This is a genomic window from Pseudomonas sp. ANT_H4 (assembly GCF_008369295.1).
Lineage (GTDB): Bacteria > Pseudomonadota > Gammaproteobacteria > Pseudomonadales > Pseudomonadaceae > Aquipseudomonas.
Genome location: NZ_VOBG01000003.1, coordinates 62,321 through 79,954 on the forward strand (window position 1 = coordinate 62,321; position 17,634 = coordinate 79,954).

Below are 17,634 nucleotides of genomic sequence, written 5' to 3' on the forward strand. Positions count from 1 at the left end.
GTACTTATCCTTTGTAGATACACAATTGCGCGGTGGCGCGGATCATTGCCAGTTGCCGTAATGGATCAAGGGGTTGATGAACAGCCTTTGCCAGCCACTGTGGGCATTGTGGATCGCTACGCTGGGGGGTGAAGTCTGCCAGTTGTTGCAGCAGGCGCTTTTGCAGTTGATCCAGTTGCGGGCGAATCTGCCCGACCAAGTCCGGACGCGGCGCGTTGGGCGCGTTGCCCTGCAACTGCCAATCGGACAAGTGGGCGTACTGCACCAGTTTGTTCGCCTCAATCTGTGCCGAGAAAAATTGCTCGGCCTGCGCCGGCGCCAGTTTGTAGCCTGCTCCCGTGGACGGTCCTCGACGGGCTTGTGGCTGTCCCATTTGCTCAAGGCCACCTGGTCGGCAATCGCCAGACGTTCGGCGATGCTGTCGAGCAGTGGCGCGATGGTCGTTAACGATAACGCGTAAATATTGAAGAAATGCGGCGTCCTTGAGTTTTTCGTGGGCAAGCCTGCTCCCACAGGGTTTTCGGGCAAAAAAAAGACCTCCCGAAGGAGGCCTTTTTTCGTCACGCCACGTTAAGCAGCGCTACCGGATCAGCAGCTGTAGTACAGCTCATATTCCAGTGGGTGTACGAAGGTACGGACCTTGATTTCTTCTTCGCTTTTCAGGGCGATGTAGGCATCGATAAAGTCGTCGCTGAACACGCCGCCTTTGGTCAGGAACGCACGGCCCTTGTCCAACTCTTCCAGGGCTTCTTTCAGGCTGCCGCACACTTGTGGGATCTCTTTGGCCTCTTCAGGCGGCAGGTCGTACAAGTTTTTGTCGGCGGCGTCGCCTGGGTGGATCTTGTTCTGGATACCGTCCAGGCCGGCCATTACCAGGGCAGCGAAGGCCAGGTATGGGTTGGCTGCTGGATCCGGGAAGCGAGCTTCGATACGGCGAGCGCGAGGGCTGGACACGTAAGGAATACGGATCGAAGCGGAACGGTTGCGAGCCGAGTAGGCCAGCATTACTGGAGCTTCGAAACCTGGGACCAGACGCTTGTAGGAGTTGGTCGACGGGTTGGTGAAGCCGTTCAGGGCCTTACCGTGCTTGATGATGCCGCCGATGAAGTACAGGGCAGTGTCAGACAGGCCGGCATAACCTTCGCCAGCGAAGGTGTTCTTGCCATCTTTGGCGATGGACAGGTGAACGTGCATACCCGAACCGTTATCGCCGTATAGCGGCTTAGGCATGAAGGTAGCGGTACGGCCGTAGGCATCAGCCACGTTGTGTACGCAGTACTTCAGGGTCTGAACTTCGTCAGCCTTGGCAACCAGGGTGTTGAACTTCACACCGATTTCGTTCTGGCCGGCAGTTGCCACTTCGTGGTGGTGAACTTCGATGACCAGGCCCATTTCTTCCATGGCGTTGCACATGGAGGTACGGATTTCGTGGTCGTGGTCGAACGGCGGAACCGGGAAGTAGCCGCCTTTGACGCCTGGACGGTGGCCTTTGTTGCCGCCTTCCACGTCCTGGTCGGACATCCACGAACCTTGTTCGGAGTAGATCTTGAACATCGAGCCCGAGATGTCGGACTTGAACTTCACTTGGTCGAAAATGAAGAATTCTGGCTCCGGGCCTACGAATACGGTGTCACCGATACCGGTCGACTTCAGGTATTCCTCGGCACGCTTGGCGATCGCACGTGGGTCACGGTCATAGCCTTGCATGGTCGAAGGCTCGATCACGTCGCAAACCAGGATCAGGGTTGGCTCTTCGGTGAACGGGTCGAGTACGGCGGTGCTGTCGTCCGGCATCAGGATCATGTCGGAAGCTTCAATGCCTTTCCAGCCAGCAATGGAGGAGCCGTCGAACATTTTGCCTTCTTCGAAGAAGGCGTCATCCAGCGCGTCGCGAGCCGGCATGGTCACGTGGTGCTGAGTGCCTTTGGTGTCCGTGAAGCGCAGATCAATCCATTTGACGTCATGATCTTTGATGAGTTGAACCGACTTCGACATAGTGTCCTCCGGGTGGCTTCGGGCTGGGTAGTGGAGTTAGCCCTTAAATGTGGGTGATGCCGGCGCGAATACTCTGCCAAGGCAACCTGCCTCACAAGAGAGCAAATTGCATGCCAGTGCCCCGCCATGGTTTTTTTACCTCAAAAAGGCCCCTATAAAGGTGCAAAGGGCCAAAGCGGGGGGAAATAACGCACTGCAATGTAGCGCATGAAATCACAAATGCACTTATTTGGTGCGCTAAAAGCCGGCTGCATATTAACTGGTTAAACCTTGAGCGATTTCCGCTATAATCCGCGCCCCCCTTTTTCGGCTGGGCCTGCGCGCACTGTTTTCATGAAATTAATCGTTAAAGTCTTCCCTGAGATCATCATCAAGAGCCGACCGGTACGGATGCGTTTCATCCGTCAATTGGCCAAAAATATCCGTGCCGTGCTCCGCGATCTGGACCCGGCGGTGGTGGTGAGCGGTGTGTGGGACAATATCGAACTGGAAACCCGCATTACAGACCCAAAAGCCTTGAAGGACATGACCGAGCGCCTGAGCTGTGTGCCGGGCATCGCGCATTTCCTGCAGGTCGACGAGTACCCGCTGGGCGACTTCGACGACATCACGGCCAAGTGCAAGCAGCACTACGGCGATGTGTTGGCGGGCAAGGTTTTTTCCGTGCGTTGCAAGCGTGCTGGCAAGCACACCTTCAGCTCCATGGATGTCGAGAAATACGTTGGCAGCCAGCTGCGTCGTCAGTGCGGCGCCGCCGGAATTTCCCTGAAAGAGCCGCAAATCGAAGTGCGGATGGAAATTCGCGACCAACGGTTGTTTGTGATTCACAGCCAGCACGACAGCATCGGCGGTTACCCGCTGGGCGCCCTGGAACAGACCCTGGTATTGATGTCTGGCGGTTTCGATTCCACGGTGGCGGCCTACCAGATCATGCGGCGCGGGCTTATGAGCCACTTCTGCTTCTTTAACCTGGGCGGGCGTGCACATGAACTGGGCGTGATGGAAGTCGCGCATTACATCTGGAAAAAATACGGCAGCTCCCAGCGTGTGCTGTTTGTCAGCGTTCCTTTCGAGGAAGTCCTGGGAGAAATTCTCGGGAAAGTCGATAACAGTCATATGGGCGTAGTATTGAAGCGTATGATGTTGCGCGCTGCGTCCCGAATCGCGGATCGGCTGGAAATCGATGCACTGGTTACCGGTGAAGTGATTTCCCAGGTGTCCAGCCAGACCCTGCCAAACCTGTCGTTGATAGACTCTGTGACCGAAAAGCTGGTGTTGCGCCCGCTGATCGCCAGTCACAAGCAGGACATCATCGACCTGGCGACCCAGATCGGCACGGCGGATTTCGCCAAGCACATGCCGGAATACTGCGGGGTCATTTCGGTGAACCCCAAGACCCACGCCAAGCGCAACCGCGTGGAGTACGAAGAACAACAGTTTGATATGGCGATTCTCGAGCGTGCGCTTGAGAACGCTAAACTGGTGCCGATCGATCGCGTAATCGACGAGTTGGGCCAGGATTTGCAGATCGAAGAAGTCAGCGAGGCTCTAGCCGGTCACATCGTCATCGACATCCGTCACCCGGATGCTGCTGAGGACGAGCCGCTGGAAATCGCTGGCATCGACGTACAAACGTTGCCGTTCTATGCATTGAACGCACGTTTCAAGGAACTGGATGACAGCCGTCAGTACCTGTTGTATTGCGACAAAGGCGTGATGAGTCGCCTGCATGCCCACCATTTGCTCAGTGAGGGGCATGCCAATGTGCGCGTTTATCGACCGAGCTAAGAGCCCGGGGCTGTTCGCCTGTGGTCTGCGTCACCGGCCCCCCGACTCTGCCGTCAAGCTGTAACGGCAAGGCCTGACTCTACTGTTAATCGCTGCCACGACCTGTCAGCACACCGAATCCTCTGATCGAGATACACAAGTGATCGAAAATCTACGCAACATCGCCATCATTGCTCACGTTGACCATGGTAAAACCACCCTGGTAGACAAACTCTTGCGTCAATCCGGCACCCTGGAGCGCAACGAGCTTAACGACGAGCGCGTGATGGACTCCAACGACCAGGAGAAAGAGCGCGGTATTACCATTTTGGCGAAAAACACCGCCATCAACTGGAACGGCTACCACATCAACATCGTGGACACCCCGGGCCACGCCGACTTCGGCGGCGAAGTTGAACGCGTAATGTCGATGGTTGACTCCGTTCTGCTGCTGGTTGACGCTCAAGACGGCCCTATGCCGCAAACCCGTTTCGTGACCAAGAAGGCTTTCGAAGCCGGCCTGCGTCCAATCGTGGTGATCAACAAGGTTGACCGTCCAGGCGCACGTCCGGACTGGGTTCTGGACCAGATTTTTGACCTGTTCGACAACCTTGGTGCTACCGAAGAACAGTTGGACTTCAAAGTTGTCTACGCCTCGGCCCTGAACGGCATTGCCGGTCTGGAACACACCGACATGGCTGAAGACATGACCCCGCTGTATCAGGCCATTGTTGACCACGTCCCGGCTCCACAAGTTGACCGTGACGGCCCGTTCCAGATGCAAATCTCGGCACTGGACTACAACAGCTTCCTGGGTGTTATCGGCGTTGGCCGTATCGCTCGTGGTCGCGTCAAGCCGAACACTCAAGTTGTGGCTATCGACATGGACGGCAAGCGCCGTAACGGTCGTATCCTGAAGTTGATGGGTCACCACGGTCTGCACCGTATCGACGTTGAAGAAGCAGCTGCCGGCGACATCGTCTGCATCAGCGGCTTCGACCAGCTGTTCATCTCCGACACTCTGTGCGACCCACTGAATGTTGAAGCGATGAAGCCGCTGACCGTTGACGAACCAACCGTTTCGATGACCTTCCAGGTAAACGACTCACCTTTCTGCGGTAAAGAAGGCAAGTTCGTCACCAGCCGTAACATCAAGGAACGTCTGGACAAGGAATTGCTGTTCAACGTTGCTCTGCGCGTTGAAGAAGGCGATACCGCCGACAAGTTCAAAGTCTCCGGCCGTGGTGAGCTGCACCTCTCGGTACTGATCGAAACCATGCGTCGCGAAGGCTTCGAAATGGGTGTTGGTCGTCCGGAAGTGATCATTCGTCTGGTTGACGGCGTTAAGCACGAACCGTACGAAAACGTGACCATCGACCTGCCGGAAGAATCCCAGGGCGCGATCATGGAACAGATCGGTATCCGTAAAGGCGACCTGACCAACATGGTTCCGGATGGCAAGGGCCGTGTGCGCCTTGAGTACAACATCCCAGCTCGTGGCCTGATCGGTTTCCGTAACGAGTTCCTGACCCTGACCTCCGGTGCAGGCATCCTGACCTCGATCTTCGACCGTTACGACGTGATGAAGTCCGGCGACATGTCCGGCCGTCAAAACGGCGTGCTGGTTTCGGTTGCTACCGGTAAGGCTCTGACTTACTCGCTGGAAACCCTGCAAGCTCGCGGCAAACTGTTCCTGGGTCACGGTGAAGACGTGTACGAAGGTCAAATCGTCGGCATCAACAGCCGCGACAACGACCTGGGCGTTAACCCAACCAAAGGCAAGAAGCTCGACAACATGCGTGCTTCGGGTAAAGACGAAACCATCGCTCTGGTTCCGCCTATCCGCTTCACCCTGGAGCAGGCTCTGGAATTCGTTCAAGAAGACGAATTGTGCGAAGTCACTCCTAAGTCCATCCGTCTTCGCAAGAAGATCCTGGGCGAAAGCGAGCGTACCCGCGCTGCGAAGAAGTCCGGTAACTAAGTTATTTAGTTAGCGGGCAAAAAAAACGCCCCCGACCGCAAGGTCGGGGGCGTTTTTGTTTGTCTGGGCTTTATGGTCGGTGAATACCTTGATCCCTCGCCACAAGGTATCGGTTTAGAACTTTTCCAGAACCCGAACCTTGGTATCGCGCACCACTTCCTTGGGCTTGTACGCACAATACCCAGGCCGCGGGCCAATCTTGGGGTGATTGCGGCAAGTATCCGGACGCTTGTCATAAATAGTACAAAAGCGGCTTTTACGATCCAGGTACAGGCAATCGTTATTGCTCATGCGCTGCAGGGTGAAGATCTCGGACTTCTGGTTATAGCGCTCGACGATCCCTTCCTTCTGCAAACGCTTGGCGATGTTCTTTGGCGGATCACCGCGCTCGAACTCATCGACGATGCCAATGCGGATCAAATCCTTGATCTTCACCTCAACTGGCAGCGTGCAGCAGCTGGACACGCAGCCGCCGCACATATGGCTGGAGTACTTCTGCCAAGTCTCGAGACGGTCGAGTTCGGCGGCGGCAATCAGTTGAGGCTTCATCAGGTTTCCAAGAGGGGCTTTGTCCGGGCGCGGGATCATACCGGCATTGGTGGTTTTTTGAACAATATTTCGAAGCTTTCGGCTCAAAGGGCGTTCGGGCACGGCCCCTGCATCCTTTTCGGTAAATGCGAATGAATTAAAAAACTGCCGAACCAGAGCGTCTGCGGTGGGTCAGACCGACTAGGCTCTAGCAACTCCTTCTATCTCGCCCGAGGTCGCATCAATGTCTCAGGAACCGCTTGTACGAGAAGCAGAGGTAGCCGCATTCCGCGATGCTGTCTTGACCAAACTCACCTACGCGGTGGGCAAGGACCCGGATCACGCGTTCGATCATGACTGGTTTGAAGCCATTGCCCTGGCTGCCCGGGACCATATGGTGGAACACTGGATGGATCACACCCGCAACATTTACCGCAAGGGCCAGAAGCGGGTCTATTACCTCTCCCTCGAATTCCTTATCGGCCGCCTGCTCTACGATAGCCTGAGCAACCTCGGCCTGCTGGACGTGGCGCGCGAAGCGATGAGCGAGTTGGGCGTGGACATGGAGCGCATTCGCCTGCTGGAGCCCGATGCGGCCCTTGGCAACGGTGGTCTTGGCCGTCTGGCGGCGTGCTTTATGGAAAGCATGTCGACCCTGGGCATTGCTGGCCACGGTTATGGCATTCGTTATGAACACGGCTTGTTCCGCCAGGCGATTGTCGATGGCTGGCAGCAGGAACAGACCGAGCGCTGGCTGGATTTTGGCAACCCTTGGGAGTTCGAGCGGGCGGAAGTGATTTACCCCATTGGTTTTGGTGGCAGCGTGGAAACGGTGCTGGACGCGTCCGGCAAGTCGATCCAGGTCTGGTCGCCCAATGAGACCGTGCGCGCGGTGGCTTACGACACGCCAGTGGTCGGCTGGCGTGGTGCCAGCGTCAACACCCTGAGGCTGTGGCGTGCGCGAGCGGTGGAAGATTTGCACCTTGAGCGCTTCAACGCGGGCGACCACCTGGGTGCTGTCGCTGAAGTGGCGCGGGCCGAAAGCATCTCCCGAGTGCTCTACCCGGCAGACAGCACCGAGGCGGGGCAGGAACTGCGCCTGCGCCAGGAATACTTTTTCGTCTCCGCCTCGCTGCAGGACCTGCTGCGCCGCCACAAGAACATGCACGGCTCGGTACTGAGCCTGGGCGAACACGCGGCGATCCAACTCAATGACACCCACCCGTCCATCGCCGTGGCCGAGTTGATGCGCCAACTGGTGGACTTGCACGACATAGCCTGGGATGCGGCCTGGCAGGTCACCGTCGAAACGCTGTCTTACACCAACCATACCTTGCTTCCCGAAGCCCTGGAAACCTGGCCCGTGGGCCTGATGGAACGCATGCTGCCTCGGCACATGCAGATCATTTACCTGATCAACGCCCAGCACATCGACTCGCTGCGGGCCAAGGGCATCCACGATTTCGACGTGCTGCGCGCTGTCTCACTGATCGAAGAAGACAACGGCCGCCGCGTGCGCATGGGCAACCTGGCGTTTCTGGGTTCCCACAGCGTTAATGGCGTATCCGGTTTGCACACGCAATTGATGCGCAGCACGGTGTTTTCCGAGATGCACAAGCTTTACCCGGACCGGATCAACAACAAGACCAACGGCATCACCTTTCGCCGCTGGTTGTACCAGGCCAACCCCAAGCTCACGGCGATGTTGGTCGAGGCATTAGGCCCGGATATTCTCGACACTTGCGAGCAGCGCCTGGTGGAGTTGGAAACCTTCGCCGAGAAACAAGCGTTTCGCAAAGCCTTCGCCGAACAGCGCCTGCACAGTAAAAGGGCATTGGCCGACATCATTCATGAGCGCCTGGGGATTTCGGTCAACCCGGCGGCGATGTTCGATGTGCAGGTCAAGCGCATCCACGAATACAAGCGCCAACTGTTGAACCTGCTGCACACCGTCGCTCTGTACCAGGCGATCCGTGCCGAGCCGGAAACCGACTGGGTGCCACGGGTGAAGATCTTCGCCGGCAAGGCGGCGGCCAGTTATCACCAGGCCAAGTTGATCATCAAGCTGACCAACGACATCGCCCGTACCGTCAACAACGACCCGACCGTGCGCGGCCTGCTCAAGGTGGTGTTCCTGCCCAACTACAACGTCAGCCTGGCGGAAAGCATCATTCCCGCTGCCGACCTGTCGGAGCAGATATCCACCGCCGGCTTCGAGGCGTCGGGCACCAGTAACATGAAGTTTGGCCTCAACGGCGCGCTGACCATCGGCACGATGGATGGTGCCAACGTCGAGATGCACGAGCGTGTGGGTGCCGAACACATGTTTATCTTCGGCCTCAGCGCCCAGCAGGTAGAAGCGCGCAAACACGCCGGCGAGTTCAGCGCAGGGCCGGAAATTGCCGCGTCCCATCGCTTGAGCGATGTGCTGCAAGCGATCCGTGGCGGGGTATTCTCGCCGGATGATCCGGGTCGTTATGCCGGCTTGATCGATTCTTTGATCGACTACGACCGCTTCCTGGTATGCGCCGACTTCGATTCCTATTGGGATGCTCAGGCGCGAGTCGAGGCCCATTGGCACGACTCCAAGGAATGGTGGCGCTCGGCGGTGCTTAATACCTCGCGGATGGGCTGGTTCTCATCCGACCGGACCATCAGGGAGTACGCAACAGATATCTGGAAAGCGTTGGATTAGCCTCCTTGTGGAGCGAGGGGACGCCTAGTTCTTGCTCGCGAAAAACGTTAACGATTATGCGTGCATTCTGAATAAACGTGTCGTCCTCAGGTTCTTCGCGAGCAAGCTCGCTCCTACAGATATACTAAGCGCCAGCTTTGCCCGCCTCGGGCTGCTTAGGGATATCGACCATGCAATGGATTTTCATGCTGATTGGCCTGGTGCTCGGCTGGACACTCGATGAGTCGTTCAGTGATGCGGGCATTGGTGCGCTGCTGGGGTTGGGTATTGGCCAGGCGATTCGCCTGTCGATGCTGGCTTCGCGCACCGACGAGCAGGGCCGTCAGTTGGAGACCTCCCAAAAGGCGTTTGAGTCTCTGGAACAACGCCTGGCGCAGTTGGAAAAACCTGAGGCTGTGCTGGTTGCACCCAGTGTATTGGTTGAACCCTCGATTTCCGAGCCGCCACCTTTGCCGACAGCTCCCGAGCTGGTCTGGGAACTGCCCATCGAGTTGGAGCCGGTCTATTCAGCGGCGGCTGAGCCAAGCCGTCCGTTGCCGGATGATGCCTGGAAACCTGCGCCGGCGATGCAACCTGCTGCGCCCGTCATCTCCCGTGGCCCCAACCTGATCGAGCGCGCCATCAGCGGCGCGCGCAGCTGGCTGTTTGGCGGCAATACGGTGCTGCGGGTCGGCGTGGTGTTGTTGTTCCTTGGCCTGGCCTTTTTGCTGCGCTACGCCACCGAAGGCATGGTCGTCCCGGTGGAGCTGCGCTACGCCGGGGTTGCCGCCTGTGCCGTGGGCCTGCTCGGCCTGGGTTGGTGGCTGCGGCTGCGCAACAGCAACTACGGGTTGATGCTGCAAGGCACCGGCATCGCCGTGTTGTACCTGACGGTGTTCGCCGCCATGCGTTTGCATCCGCTGCTCGATCCCGGTGCCGCACTCGGTTTGCTGGTCGCGGTGACCGTGTTCTCGGCGATTCTGGCAATCACCCAGGACGCCCTCGGCCTGGCCTGCGCTGCTGCCCTTGGCGGGTTTGCCGCGCCGATCCTCACCTCGACCGGCGCCGGCAACCATGTGGCATTGTTCAGCTACTTCGCCCTGCTCAACGCCGGCATCCTCGCCATTGCCTGGTTCAAGGCCTGGCGCTTGCTCAACCTGATTGGCTTTGTCGGCACCTTCGGCATTGGCTTCGCCTGGGGCATGCGCTCCTATACGCCTGAGCTGCTGTGGAGCACCGAACCGTTCCTGATTCTATTTTTCCTGATGTACCTGGCCATCGGCCTGTTGTTCGCCCGGCGCAAATTGCTGGAGATGACCGACGCTCCCGAGGATGAAAGCCGTGGCGCGTTGCTGCGTTGGTCGGCGGCCAAGGGTGACTATGTTGACGGCAGCATGCTGTTTGGTCCGCCGCTGGTGGGCTTTGGCTTGCAGTTTGCGCTGGTGCAGCACCAGGAATTTGCCGCCGCCTTCAGCGCGTTGGCGTTGGGCATTATTTATATGGGGTTGGCGCGTCTGCTCAGCGGCGGCCGCGCCTTGCTGCTGGCGCAAACCTGCCTGGCGCTGGGGGTGATCTTTGCCAGCCTGGCGATTCCTCTCGGGCTGGATGCGCGTTGGACGGCAGCGGCTTGGGCTGTCGAGGGCGCTGGGATTTTCTGGCTCGGCTTGCGCCAGCAACGACCATTGGCGCGGGTGTTTGGCTTGCTGTTGCAGATCGGTTCGGCGGTGGCGTTCCTCAGTGAACTACGGGTCGGCGACAACAGCCTACTGGACGGTGCGCCATTGGGTGCATTGCTGTTGGGGGCGGCGTTGTTGTTCAGTTTCTATCAACTGCGCAAGGCCCCGTTGGAGCAGGCTTCAGGTTGGGAGCGTCAGGGTTTGCCGGTACTGGCCAGTGTCGGCCTGGGCTTTGTGTATTTGCTCGCGCCACTGCTGCTGTCGACCCACGGTACTGCCATCAGTTGGGCGCTGGCCGGCCTGGTGACGTTGTTTGTGGGCCTGCGCATTGGCTCGCGCACGTTCCTGTTCAGCGCATTTGCCGTGCAACTGCTGGGCGGCGCACTGTTTTTGCTGCGCCTGCAAGGCGCCAGCGCAGACTCGGCGGCAGTGTTCAATGCCGGTTGGAGCGGATTACTCACGGCCTCGCTGATCGGCCTGGCCCTGGTGGGCGGCATGCTGCTGGCGGCGCGTGACGATAGGGTGCGCAGCGATGTGCGTTTGTTGCGAGGCCTGTCGGTGGTGCTGTTGGCCGGATTGGTGCTGATCAATCTGGCGGTGCTATTTGTATTGCCATGGCAGACCGCCAGCGGCGTGTGGGCGGCTAGCGGTTTGTTGATCATTTGGTTGAGCCTGTACCTGCAACAGCGGGTCAGCTTTGTCTTCGGGCTGTTGCTGCAAGTGATTGGCGGTGGATCGTTTCTGTTGGCGGCGCCGGACCTGCTCGGACCGTTGACCAGCGAAGGCTTGCGGCCTCTGGGCCATAGCGGTTTCTGGACGCCGATGGTGCTGGGGCTGGCGGCGCTGGTGGGCGCCTGGCGTTTGCAGCGCGGCCTGCATGCGCCGGTGTTCGAGGCATTGAAGTTGCAGCGCCTGTCGGACCTGCTACTGGTGTGGGGTGCGGCCTGGTGGGCGTTGGCGTTGATCGGCGAAGTGCTGCGCTTCGCGCCGCTGGCGCTGCAAGGCACCTTGCTGTTGGCTGTAGCGGCGCTGAGCGTGGCGATCTGGGCGGTGTTGGCCTTGCGTCTGCAATGGGCCTCGCTGGGATGGTTGTGCACGCTGCTGATTCCAGCAGCCGGCGTGGTGTTGCTGGCGTCCTGGCATTCGCGCTATCACCCGGCTGCGGATTTTGCCTGGCTTGCCTGGGTCGCGGTGTTCGCCGTGCACTTTGTCTCGCTGCGGCGCCTGGCGCTGACACTGCCGGAAAAAGCCCTGGGCGCGGCACATGTGCTTGGCTGCTGGTTGCTGATCGGCGTGCTGGCGCTGGAGCTGCGTTACGGTCTGTTGCTACTGTCCGAGCAGTACAACGCCTGGCGCTGGCTGGGTTGGGCGATCCTGCCGAGTCTGTATCTGGTGCTGGCCGCCGCGCCGCGCAGTTGGCCGTGGCCGGTGTCGGCTTATCCTCGCCAATACCGTTTCTACGCGGCGCTGCCTCTGGCGGTGCTGATGCTTGGCTGGTTCTGGCTGGCCAATATCTTCAGCGACGGGACTGCCGAGCCGCTGCCTTACGTGCCGTTGCTCAATCCGCTGGATTTGGGCCTGCTGTTTGCGCTGCTGGGCGTCTACCTGTGGGCACGCAGCGCGGTTCCACACATGGGGCCACGTGGCGAGCAGATTGCCCAGGGAATCGCTGGAGTCTCGCTGTTCGCCTTCTTCACCGCGCTGGTGATGCGCACCGCTCACCATTGGAGTGGTGTGCCGTTCCATCTGGATGTGTTGCTGGAGTCGATGCTGGTCCAGGCCGGCTTGTCGATTGTCTGGACCCTGATTGCTCTGAGCCTGATGATCGGCGGCCACCTGCGCCATCGCCGGGAAGTCTGGCTGATCGGCGCGGCGCTGATTGCCGTGGTGGTCGCCAAATTGTTCTTCGTCGAACTGAGCAACCGTGGCGGTCTGGCGCGGATCGTGTCGTTTATCGGTGTGGGTGGGCTGTTACTGGTGGTGGGTTATTTCGCACCGCTGCCGCCCAAGCGCGCCGAACCTGTGATTGAAACTCAAGGAGCTTCCTCTTGATCGGTAAGCTGAGCGTGGCGGTATTGGGCCTGTGTATGACGTTATCCGCATGGGCTCGGGAAGCGCCCGCCGACTTCACCACCCAGGTGCCGCTAACCGTCAGCGGCGAAGGCCCATGGTATCGACTTGAATTACCGCTGGCAGTGCAACTGAGCGCCCGGCAGGTCGACCTCAGCGATATGCGTGTATTCAACGCTGCCGGCGAACCCCAGGCCTACGCCCTGGCACGGGAGTCTGCGCAACGCAGCGAAAGTCGCAGCCTCACCAATGTGAAGTGGTTCCCGCTGTATGCCTTGGCCGATGCCAGCGAAACGGTACCCAGCGTACGCGTGCAGTCGAGCGCCAGCGGCACTCTGGTGGAGGTGCAACCCGCGAGCCAGGTGGAAGCCGGCGAAGAAGTGCTGCGCGGCTGGTTGCTCGACGCCAGTGCGATCAAGAGGCCGTTGCAGCAATTGATCCTCGACTGGACCAGCGAGCGCGACGGCTTTCAGCGTTTCAGCATCGAAGCCAGTGATGATTTGCAGCACTGGCAATCCTGGGGCGAAGGGCAGGTGGCACGGCTGGCGTTTGCCGACGAACGGGTCGAGCAGCATGAAGTCGGCTTGCCGGGGCAATCGGCCCGTTATCTTCGGTTGTTGTGGAAAGGCCAGGCGGCGCCGACGTTGACGTCTGTCCAACTGCAAAGCACCAGCAGCCTGCCCTTGCCCTTGGTGTGGTCCCAGCCTCTGGCGGGCAACCGCCTGAAGACGGGCGAATACAGCTGGCAGTTACCCGCCGGGCTGAACGTTGAGCGCTTGCGCATTCAACTGCGTCAGTCCAACAGCCTGGCGCCCGTGACCTTGTACGGGCGCCGTGAAAGCAGTCAGGCCTGGCAGCCATTGAGCAGCGGCTTGCTCTACCGGCTGACGCAGAATGGCCAGGAAGTGGTGCAGGACGAGTTGCAGTTACCGGGGCAGACCGTTCAACAGCTCAAGCTTGAAGTGGACGAGCGGGGCGGTGGCCTGGGCGCTGAGGCGCCAGCGTTGACCTTTGCGGTGAGGGCCACGCAATTGGTGTTCCTGGCGCGGGGCGAGCCGCCGTTTACCCTGATGCTGGGCAACCCTTCAGTGAAAGCGGCCAACTTGCCGTTGTCGACGCTGATTCCCGATTACAGCGCAAAGCGCCTGGCCAGTTTGGGTCAGGCCAGGATGGTTGGGGAGCTGGTAGTCAACTCCACTGTCGCACCTGCGCCAACGGGGACGAACTGGAAGAAGATAGGCTTATGGGCCGTGCTGCTGCTGGGCGTGGCGGCTCTGGGGGCGATGGCCAACAGTTTGTTGCGCAAGCCTCCGGCCAAGTCTTGACGCAGGCTCTGCATGAACTCTATCGGCGTTATCTCGTCTGATAGGAGGAAATACGCCCCGACTCGCGCTAAACTGCGCGGGTTTTTAGCCCCCCCCATTCTCCGGAGCCGTCCATGTCCCGCGTTACCCTGAGTCGCTATTTGATCGAGCAGACCCGCAGCAACAACACGCCTGCCGATCTGCGCTTCCTTATCGAAGTGGTGGCGCGTGCTTGCAAGGAAATCAGCCACGCCGTCTCCAAAGGCGCGCTGGACGGCGTCCTGGGCAGCATGGGCACTGAAAACGTACAAGGCGAAGTGCAGAAGAAGCTCGACGTGATTTCCAACGAAATCCTGCTTGAAGCCAACGAATGGGGTGGTCACCTGGCCGGCATGGCGTCCGAAGAAATGGACAATGCCTACCAGATCCCGGGCAAATACCCGAAAGGCGCCTACCTGCTGGTGTTCGACCCATTGGACGGCTCGTCGAACATTGACGTCAACGTGTCGGTCGGCACCATCTTCTCGGTACTGCGTTGCCCGAACGAATACCTGACCCAGAACGAAAACCTCAACGAAAAAGCCTTCCTGCAGCCAGGCACCCAGCAAGTGTGTGCCGGTTACGCGATCTACGGCCCGCAGACGATGCTGGTGCTGACCCTGGGCGACGGCGTCAAAGGTTTCACCCTGGACCGCGAAATGGGTAGCTTCGTACTGACCCACGAAGACATCAAGATTCCGGAAGACACCCAGGAATTCGCGATCAACATGTCCAACCAGCGTCATTGGGAAGCGCCGGTGCAGCGTTACGTCAAGGAGCTACTGGAAGGCGAAACTGGCCCGCTGAAAAAGGACTTCAACATGCGTTGGGTCGCCGCCATGGTTGCCGATGTACACCGTATCCTGACCCGTGGCGGCCTGTTTATGTACCCGCGCGACAGCCGCGAGCCGTCCAAGCCAGGCAAACTGCGCCTGATGTACGAAGCTAACCCGATGTCGTTCCTGGTCGAGCAGGCTGGTGGTGTCTCCACCGACGGCCATCAGCGCATTCTCGACATCCAGCCGGAGGGCCTGCACCAGCGTGTGGCGGTATTCCTCGGTTCGAAAGAAGAAGTGGAACGTGTGACCGGTTACCACAAGGACTGATTTTTAAGGTCGGTCTTGAGCTAACAAAAAGCCCCGAAACGTTTCAGCGTTTTCGGGGCTTTTTTGTTTTTGCTTGTCGGGAACCAGATACCCCTTTTCCCTTCTAAGCTTCTGGCAGATACCCACGCTGCTTCGTCTCTCCAGGAGTTATTCCATGTCGTTACGCCGTCTCGCCCTGTTGTGTTTTTGCGTGCTGCTGGCCGCTTGCAGCAAGGTCACCCAGGAAAATTACGCGAAGCTGTCGGCAGGAATGCCCAAGGCCGAGGTGGAATCGCTGCTGGGTAAGCCGACTGATTGTTCCGGCGCGCTGGGCATGTCCAGCTGCACATGGGGCGACAAAAACAGCTTTATCAGCGTGCAATACGCCGGTGACAAAGCTCTGATGTTTTCCGGGCAAGGCCTGAAGTAAACCGGGGCGCAAGCCTGCGGGAGAAAAACAATGATGCGTTTTGTTCTATACCTCTGCGCCAGCCTGTTTTTGGCGGGCTGCGCCAGCCATTCTGGCGATGATCTTCAACCCAAGACCGTTGGCAGCGTCAACCTCAAGCGTTACCAGGGCACCTGGTATGAGCTGGCTCGATTGCCGATGTATTTCCAGCGTAACTGTGCGCAGTCCGAAGCCCGTTACTCCCTGCTGCCCGACGGCAATATGGCGGTGTATAACCGTTGCCTGACCGAAGACTGGAAGTGGGAAGAAGCCAAGGGCACAGCCACGCCGCAGGTCGAAGGCAAGACTGACAAGCTTTGGGTCGAGTTCAATAACTGGTTTACCGCACTGCTACCGGGCATCGCCAAGGGTGATTACTGGGTGCTGTACATCAGCGATGACTACAAGACTGCCATCGTCGGTAGCCCGAGCCGGCGCTACATGTGGCTGCTGTCACGCACACCGACGGTCAGCGCCGAAACCCGTGAAGACCTGCTGAGCAGGGCACGGCAACAGGGTTACGACACCACCCGCTTGATCTGGCGCACGTCGGACAAGCAGATGGCGAAGACTTCGCAGTAAATAAAAAAACGCCGCCTGATTCAGGCGGCGTTTTTTTCAGCCCAGTAAATCCCGCAACACCTGGGTAAATGCCCGGCTGCTGTCTTCTTCGCCAGCATGGCGCCCGTCGCGAATCACCCACTGGCCGTTGACCAGCACATCCCGCACTTGCCGATCACCGCCGGCAAACAACCAACGATTGAGAATCGCGTCTTCATGGGCTGTCGCCAGGTACGGGTCGTTGCCGTCCAGCACCAGCCAATCGGCACGTTTGCCGACTTGCAGTTTGCCAATCGGCTGCCCCAGTGCCTCGGCGCCGCCGTCCAGCGCGGCCTCGTAAAGCGTGCGGCCGACCATCGGCTGATCACTGCGGTACAGCCGGTTACGCCGCTGATCTCGAAGGCGCTGGCCATATTCCAGCCAACGCAATTCTTCCACTACGCTCAGCGAGACATGGCTGTCGGAGCCAATGCCCATGCGCCCACCCTGAGCGAGGAAGTCCACCGCCGGAAAAACCCCATCGCCCAGGTTGGCTTCGGTAGTCAGGCACAAACCGGCAATCGCCCGGCTCCTGGCCATCAATGTCACTTCTTCCGGGTTGGCGTGGGTAGCGTGTACCAGGCACCAGCGTTGATCGACTTCGGTGTTTTCATACAGCCATTGCAGAGGGCGGCGACCGCTCCAGCTCAGGCAGTCGTCGACTTCCTTCTGCTGTTCGGCGATGTGGATATGCACCGGGCACGCCTTGTTGCTGGCGGCCAATACGTCGCTGATTTGTTGTGGTGTTACCGCACGCAACGAGTGGAAGCACAGGCCCAGGTGCTGCGCCGGTTGTGCCGCCAGTTGCGATTGCAGGCGCGCTTGCAGCTGCAGGTAATTCTCGGTGCTGTTGATAAAACGGCGCTGGCCTTCATTGGGTGCCTGGCCGCCAAAACCGGAATGGCTGTACAGCACCGGCAGCAAGGTCAGGCCGATGCCCGCGCTTGCCGCTGCCTGGCTGATCTGCAGCGCCAGTTCAGCCGGGTCGGCGTAGGGCCGGCCGTCGACATCGTGGTGGACGTAATGAAATTCGGCCACCGAGGTGTAACCGGCCTTGAGCATCTCGATATACAACTGGCGGGCGATGATCTGCAACTGATCGGGGCTGATCTTGCCGACCATCCGATACATCAGGTCGCGCCAGGTCCAGAAGCTGTCATTGGGGTTGCCGGCCACTTCCGCCAGCCCGGCCATGGCCCGCTGGAACGCATGGGAGTGCAGGTTCGGCATGCCCGGCAACAGCGGGCCTCTGAGCCGCTCGGCGCCGTCTGCGCTGGCGTTGGCCTCAACTTTTGTCAGCAGGCCATCGGTGCTGACTTCAAGACGTACATCATTGGCCCATCCATTAGGCAGCAGCGCGCGCTCGGCAAAGAAAGCGGACATGGTTCAAGCACCCCATCGTGTGTTATTTGTATATACATATACAGACGTTTGCCTGCTCGGTAAACTCCGGCAAGCTAGGCTTCT

The 17,634-nt window shown here is 59.2% G+C and carries 11 protein-coding genes and 1 pseudogene; 8 read left to right on the forward strand and 4 right to left on the reverse strand.

What is annotated here, in order from left to right; genetic code table 11:
* Positions 1–4: 4 nt before the first annotated feature.
* Both FQ182_RS04920 and glnA read right to left on the reverse strand, forming a co-directional pair.
* A pseudogene (locus FQ182_RS04920) lies at positions 5–441 on the reverse strand (chorismate mutase); the annotation flags it as partial.
* Between the two features lie 147 nt (positions 442–588).
* On the reverse strand, positions 589–1,995 hold the full coding sequence (glnA, locus tag FQ182_RS04925) for a glutamate--ammonia ligase (protein ID WP_149411305.1): 1,407 nt from the start codon (positions 1,993–1,995) through the stop codon (positions 589–591).
* A 333-nt stretch (positions 1,996–2,328) separates the two neighbouring features.
* Between glnA and thiI the strand changes: the two genes are divergently transcribed.
* Together thiI and typA are read left to right on the forward strand one after the other, a co-directional pair.
* Complete coding sequence (thiI, locus tag FQ182_RS04935) at positions 2,329–3,783, forward strand: tRNA uracil 4-sulfurtransferase ThiI (RefSeq protein ID WP_149411304.1); 1,455 nt, start codon at positions 2,329–2,331, stop codon at positions 3,781–3,783.
* Positions 3,784–3,922: 139 nt separating this feature from the next.
* Complete coding sequence (gene typA, locus FQ182_RS04940; protein ID WP_133101267.1) at positions 3,923–5,743, forward strand: translational GTPase TypA; 1,821 nt, start codon at positions 3,923–3,925, stop codon at positions 5,741–5,743.
* A gap of 114 nt (positions 5,744–5,857) precedes the next feature.
* Here the strand turns inward: typA and FQ182_RS04945 are convergent, their stop codons facing one another.
* Entirely contained in the window at positions 5,858–6,292 is a 435-nt protein-coding gene (locus tag FQ182_RS04945) for a YkgJ family cysteine cluster protein (RefSeq protein WP_133101268.1), read from the reverse strand.
* A gap of 223 nt (positions 6,293–6,515) precedes the next feature.
* Here FQ182_RS04945 and FQ182_RS04950 point away from each other — a divergent pair, with 223 nt between their 5' ends.
* The 6 genes from FQ182_RS04950 (at position 6,516) to FQ182_RS04980 (ending at position 16,149) form a co-directional block, all read left to right on the forward strand.
* Positions 6,516–8,966 carry a glycogen/starch/alpha-glucan phosphorylase gene (locus FQ182_RS04950; protein ID WP_149411303.1) on the forward strand — a complete coding sequence of 817 codons (2,451 nt, stop codon included), beginning with the start codon at positions 6,516–6,518 and terminating at the stop codon, positions 8,964–8,966.
* Between the two features lie 170 nt (positions 8,967–9,136).
* Positions 9,137–12,673: a DUF2339 domain-containing protein gene (locus FQ182_RS04960; RefSeq protein WP_149411301.1), complete on the forward strand. Its 3,537-nt coding sequence runs from the start codon at positions 9,137–9,139 to the stop codon at positions 12,671–12,673.
* A gap of 35 nt (positions 12,674–12,708) precedes the next feature.
* Positions 12,709–14,016: a DUF3999 domain-containing protein gene (locus FQ182_RS04965; protein ID WP_149411369.1), complete on the forward strand. Its 1,308-nt coding sequence runs from the start codon at positions 12,709–12,711 to the stop codon at positions 14,014–14,016.
* Positions 14,017–14,129: 113 nt separating this feature from the next.
* A complete protein-coding gene (locus FQ182_RS04970; protein ID WP_149411300.1) occupies positions 14,130–15,140 on the forward strand; it encodes a class 1 fructose-bisphosphatase in 1,011 nt (336 codons plus the stop codon).
* A 154-nt stretch (positions 15,141–15,294) separates the two neighbouring features.
* Positions 15,295–15,549 (forward strand): outer membrane protein assembly factor BamE, encoded by a 255-nt coding sequence (locus tag FQ182_RS04975; RefSeq protein ID WP_149411299.1) that lies wholly within the window; start codon positions 15,295–15,297, stop codon positions 15,547–15,549.
* A 30-nt stretch (positions 15,550–15,579) separates the two neighbouring features.
* Complete coding sequence (locus FQ182_RS04980; protein ID WP_149411298.1) at positions 15,580–16,149, forward strand: lipocalin family protein; 570 nt, start codon at positions 15,580–15,582, stop codon at positions 16,147–16,149.
* 36 nt (positions 16,150–16,185) lie between these two features.
* Here the strand turns inward: FQ182_RS04980 and FQ182_RS04985 are convergent, their stop codons facing one another.
* Positions 16,186–17,550, reverse strand: a complete 1,365-nt coding sequence (locus tag FQ182_RS04985; protein ID WP_149411297.1) for a formimidoylglutamate deiminase — start codon at positions 17,548–17,550, stop codon at positions 16,186–16,188.
* Between the last annotated feature and the right edge of the window lie 84 nt (positions 17,551–17,634).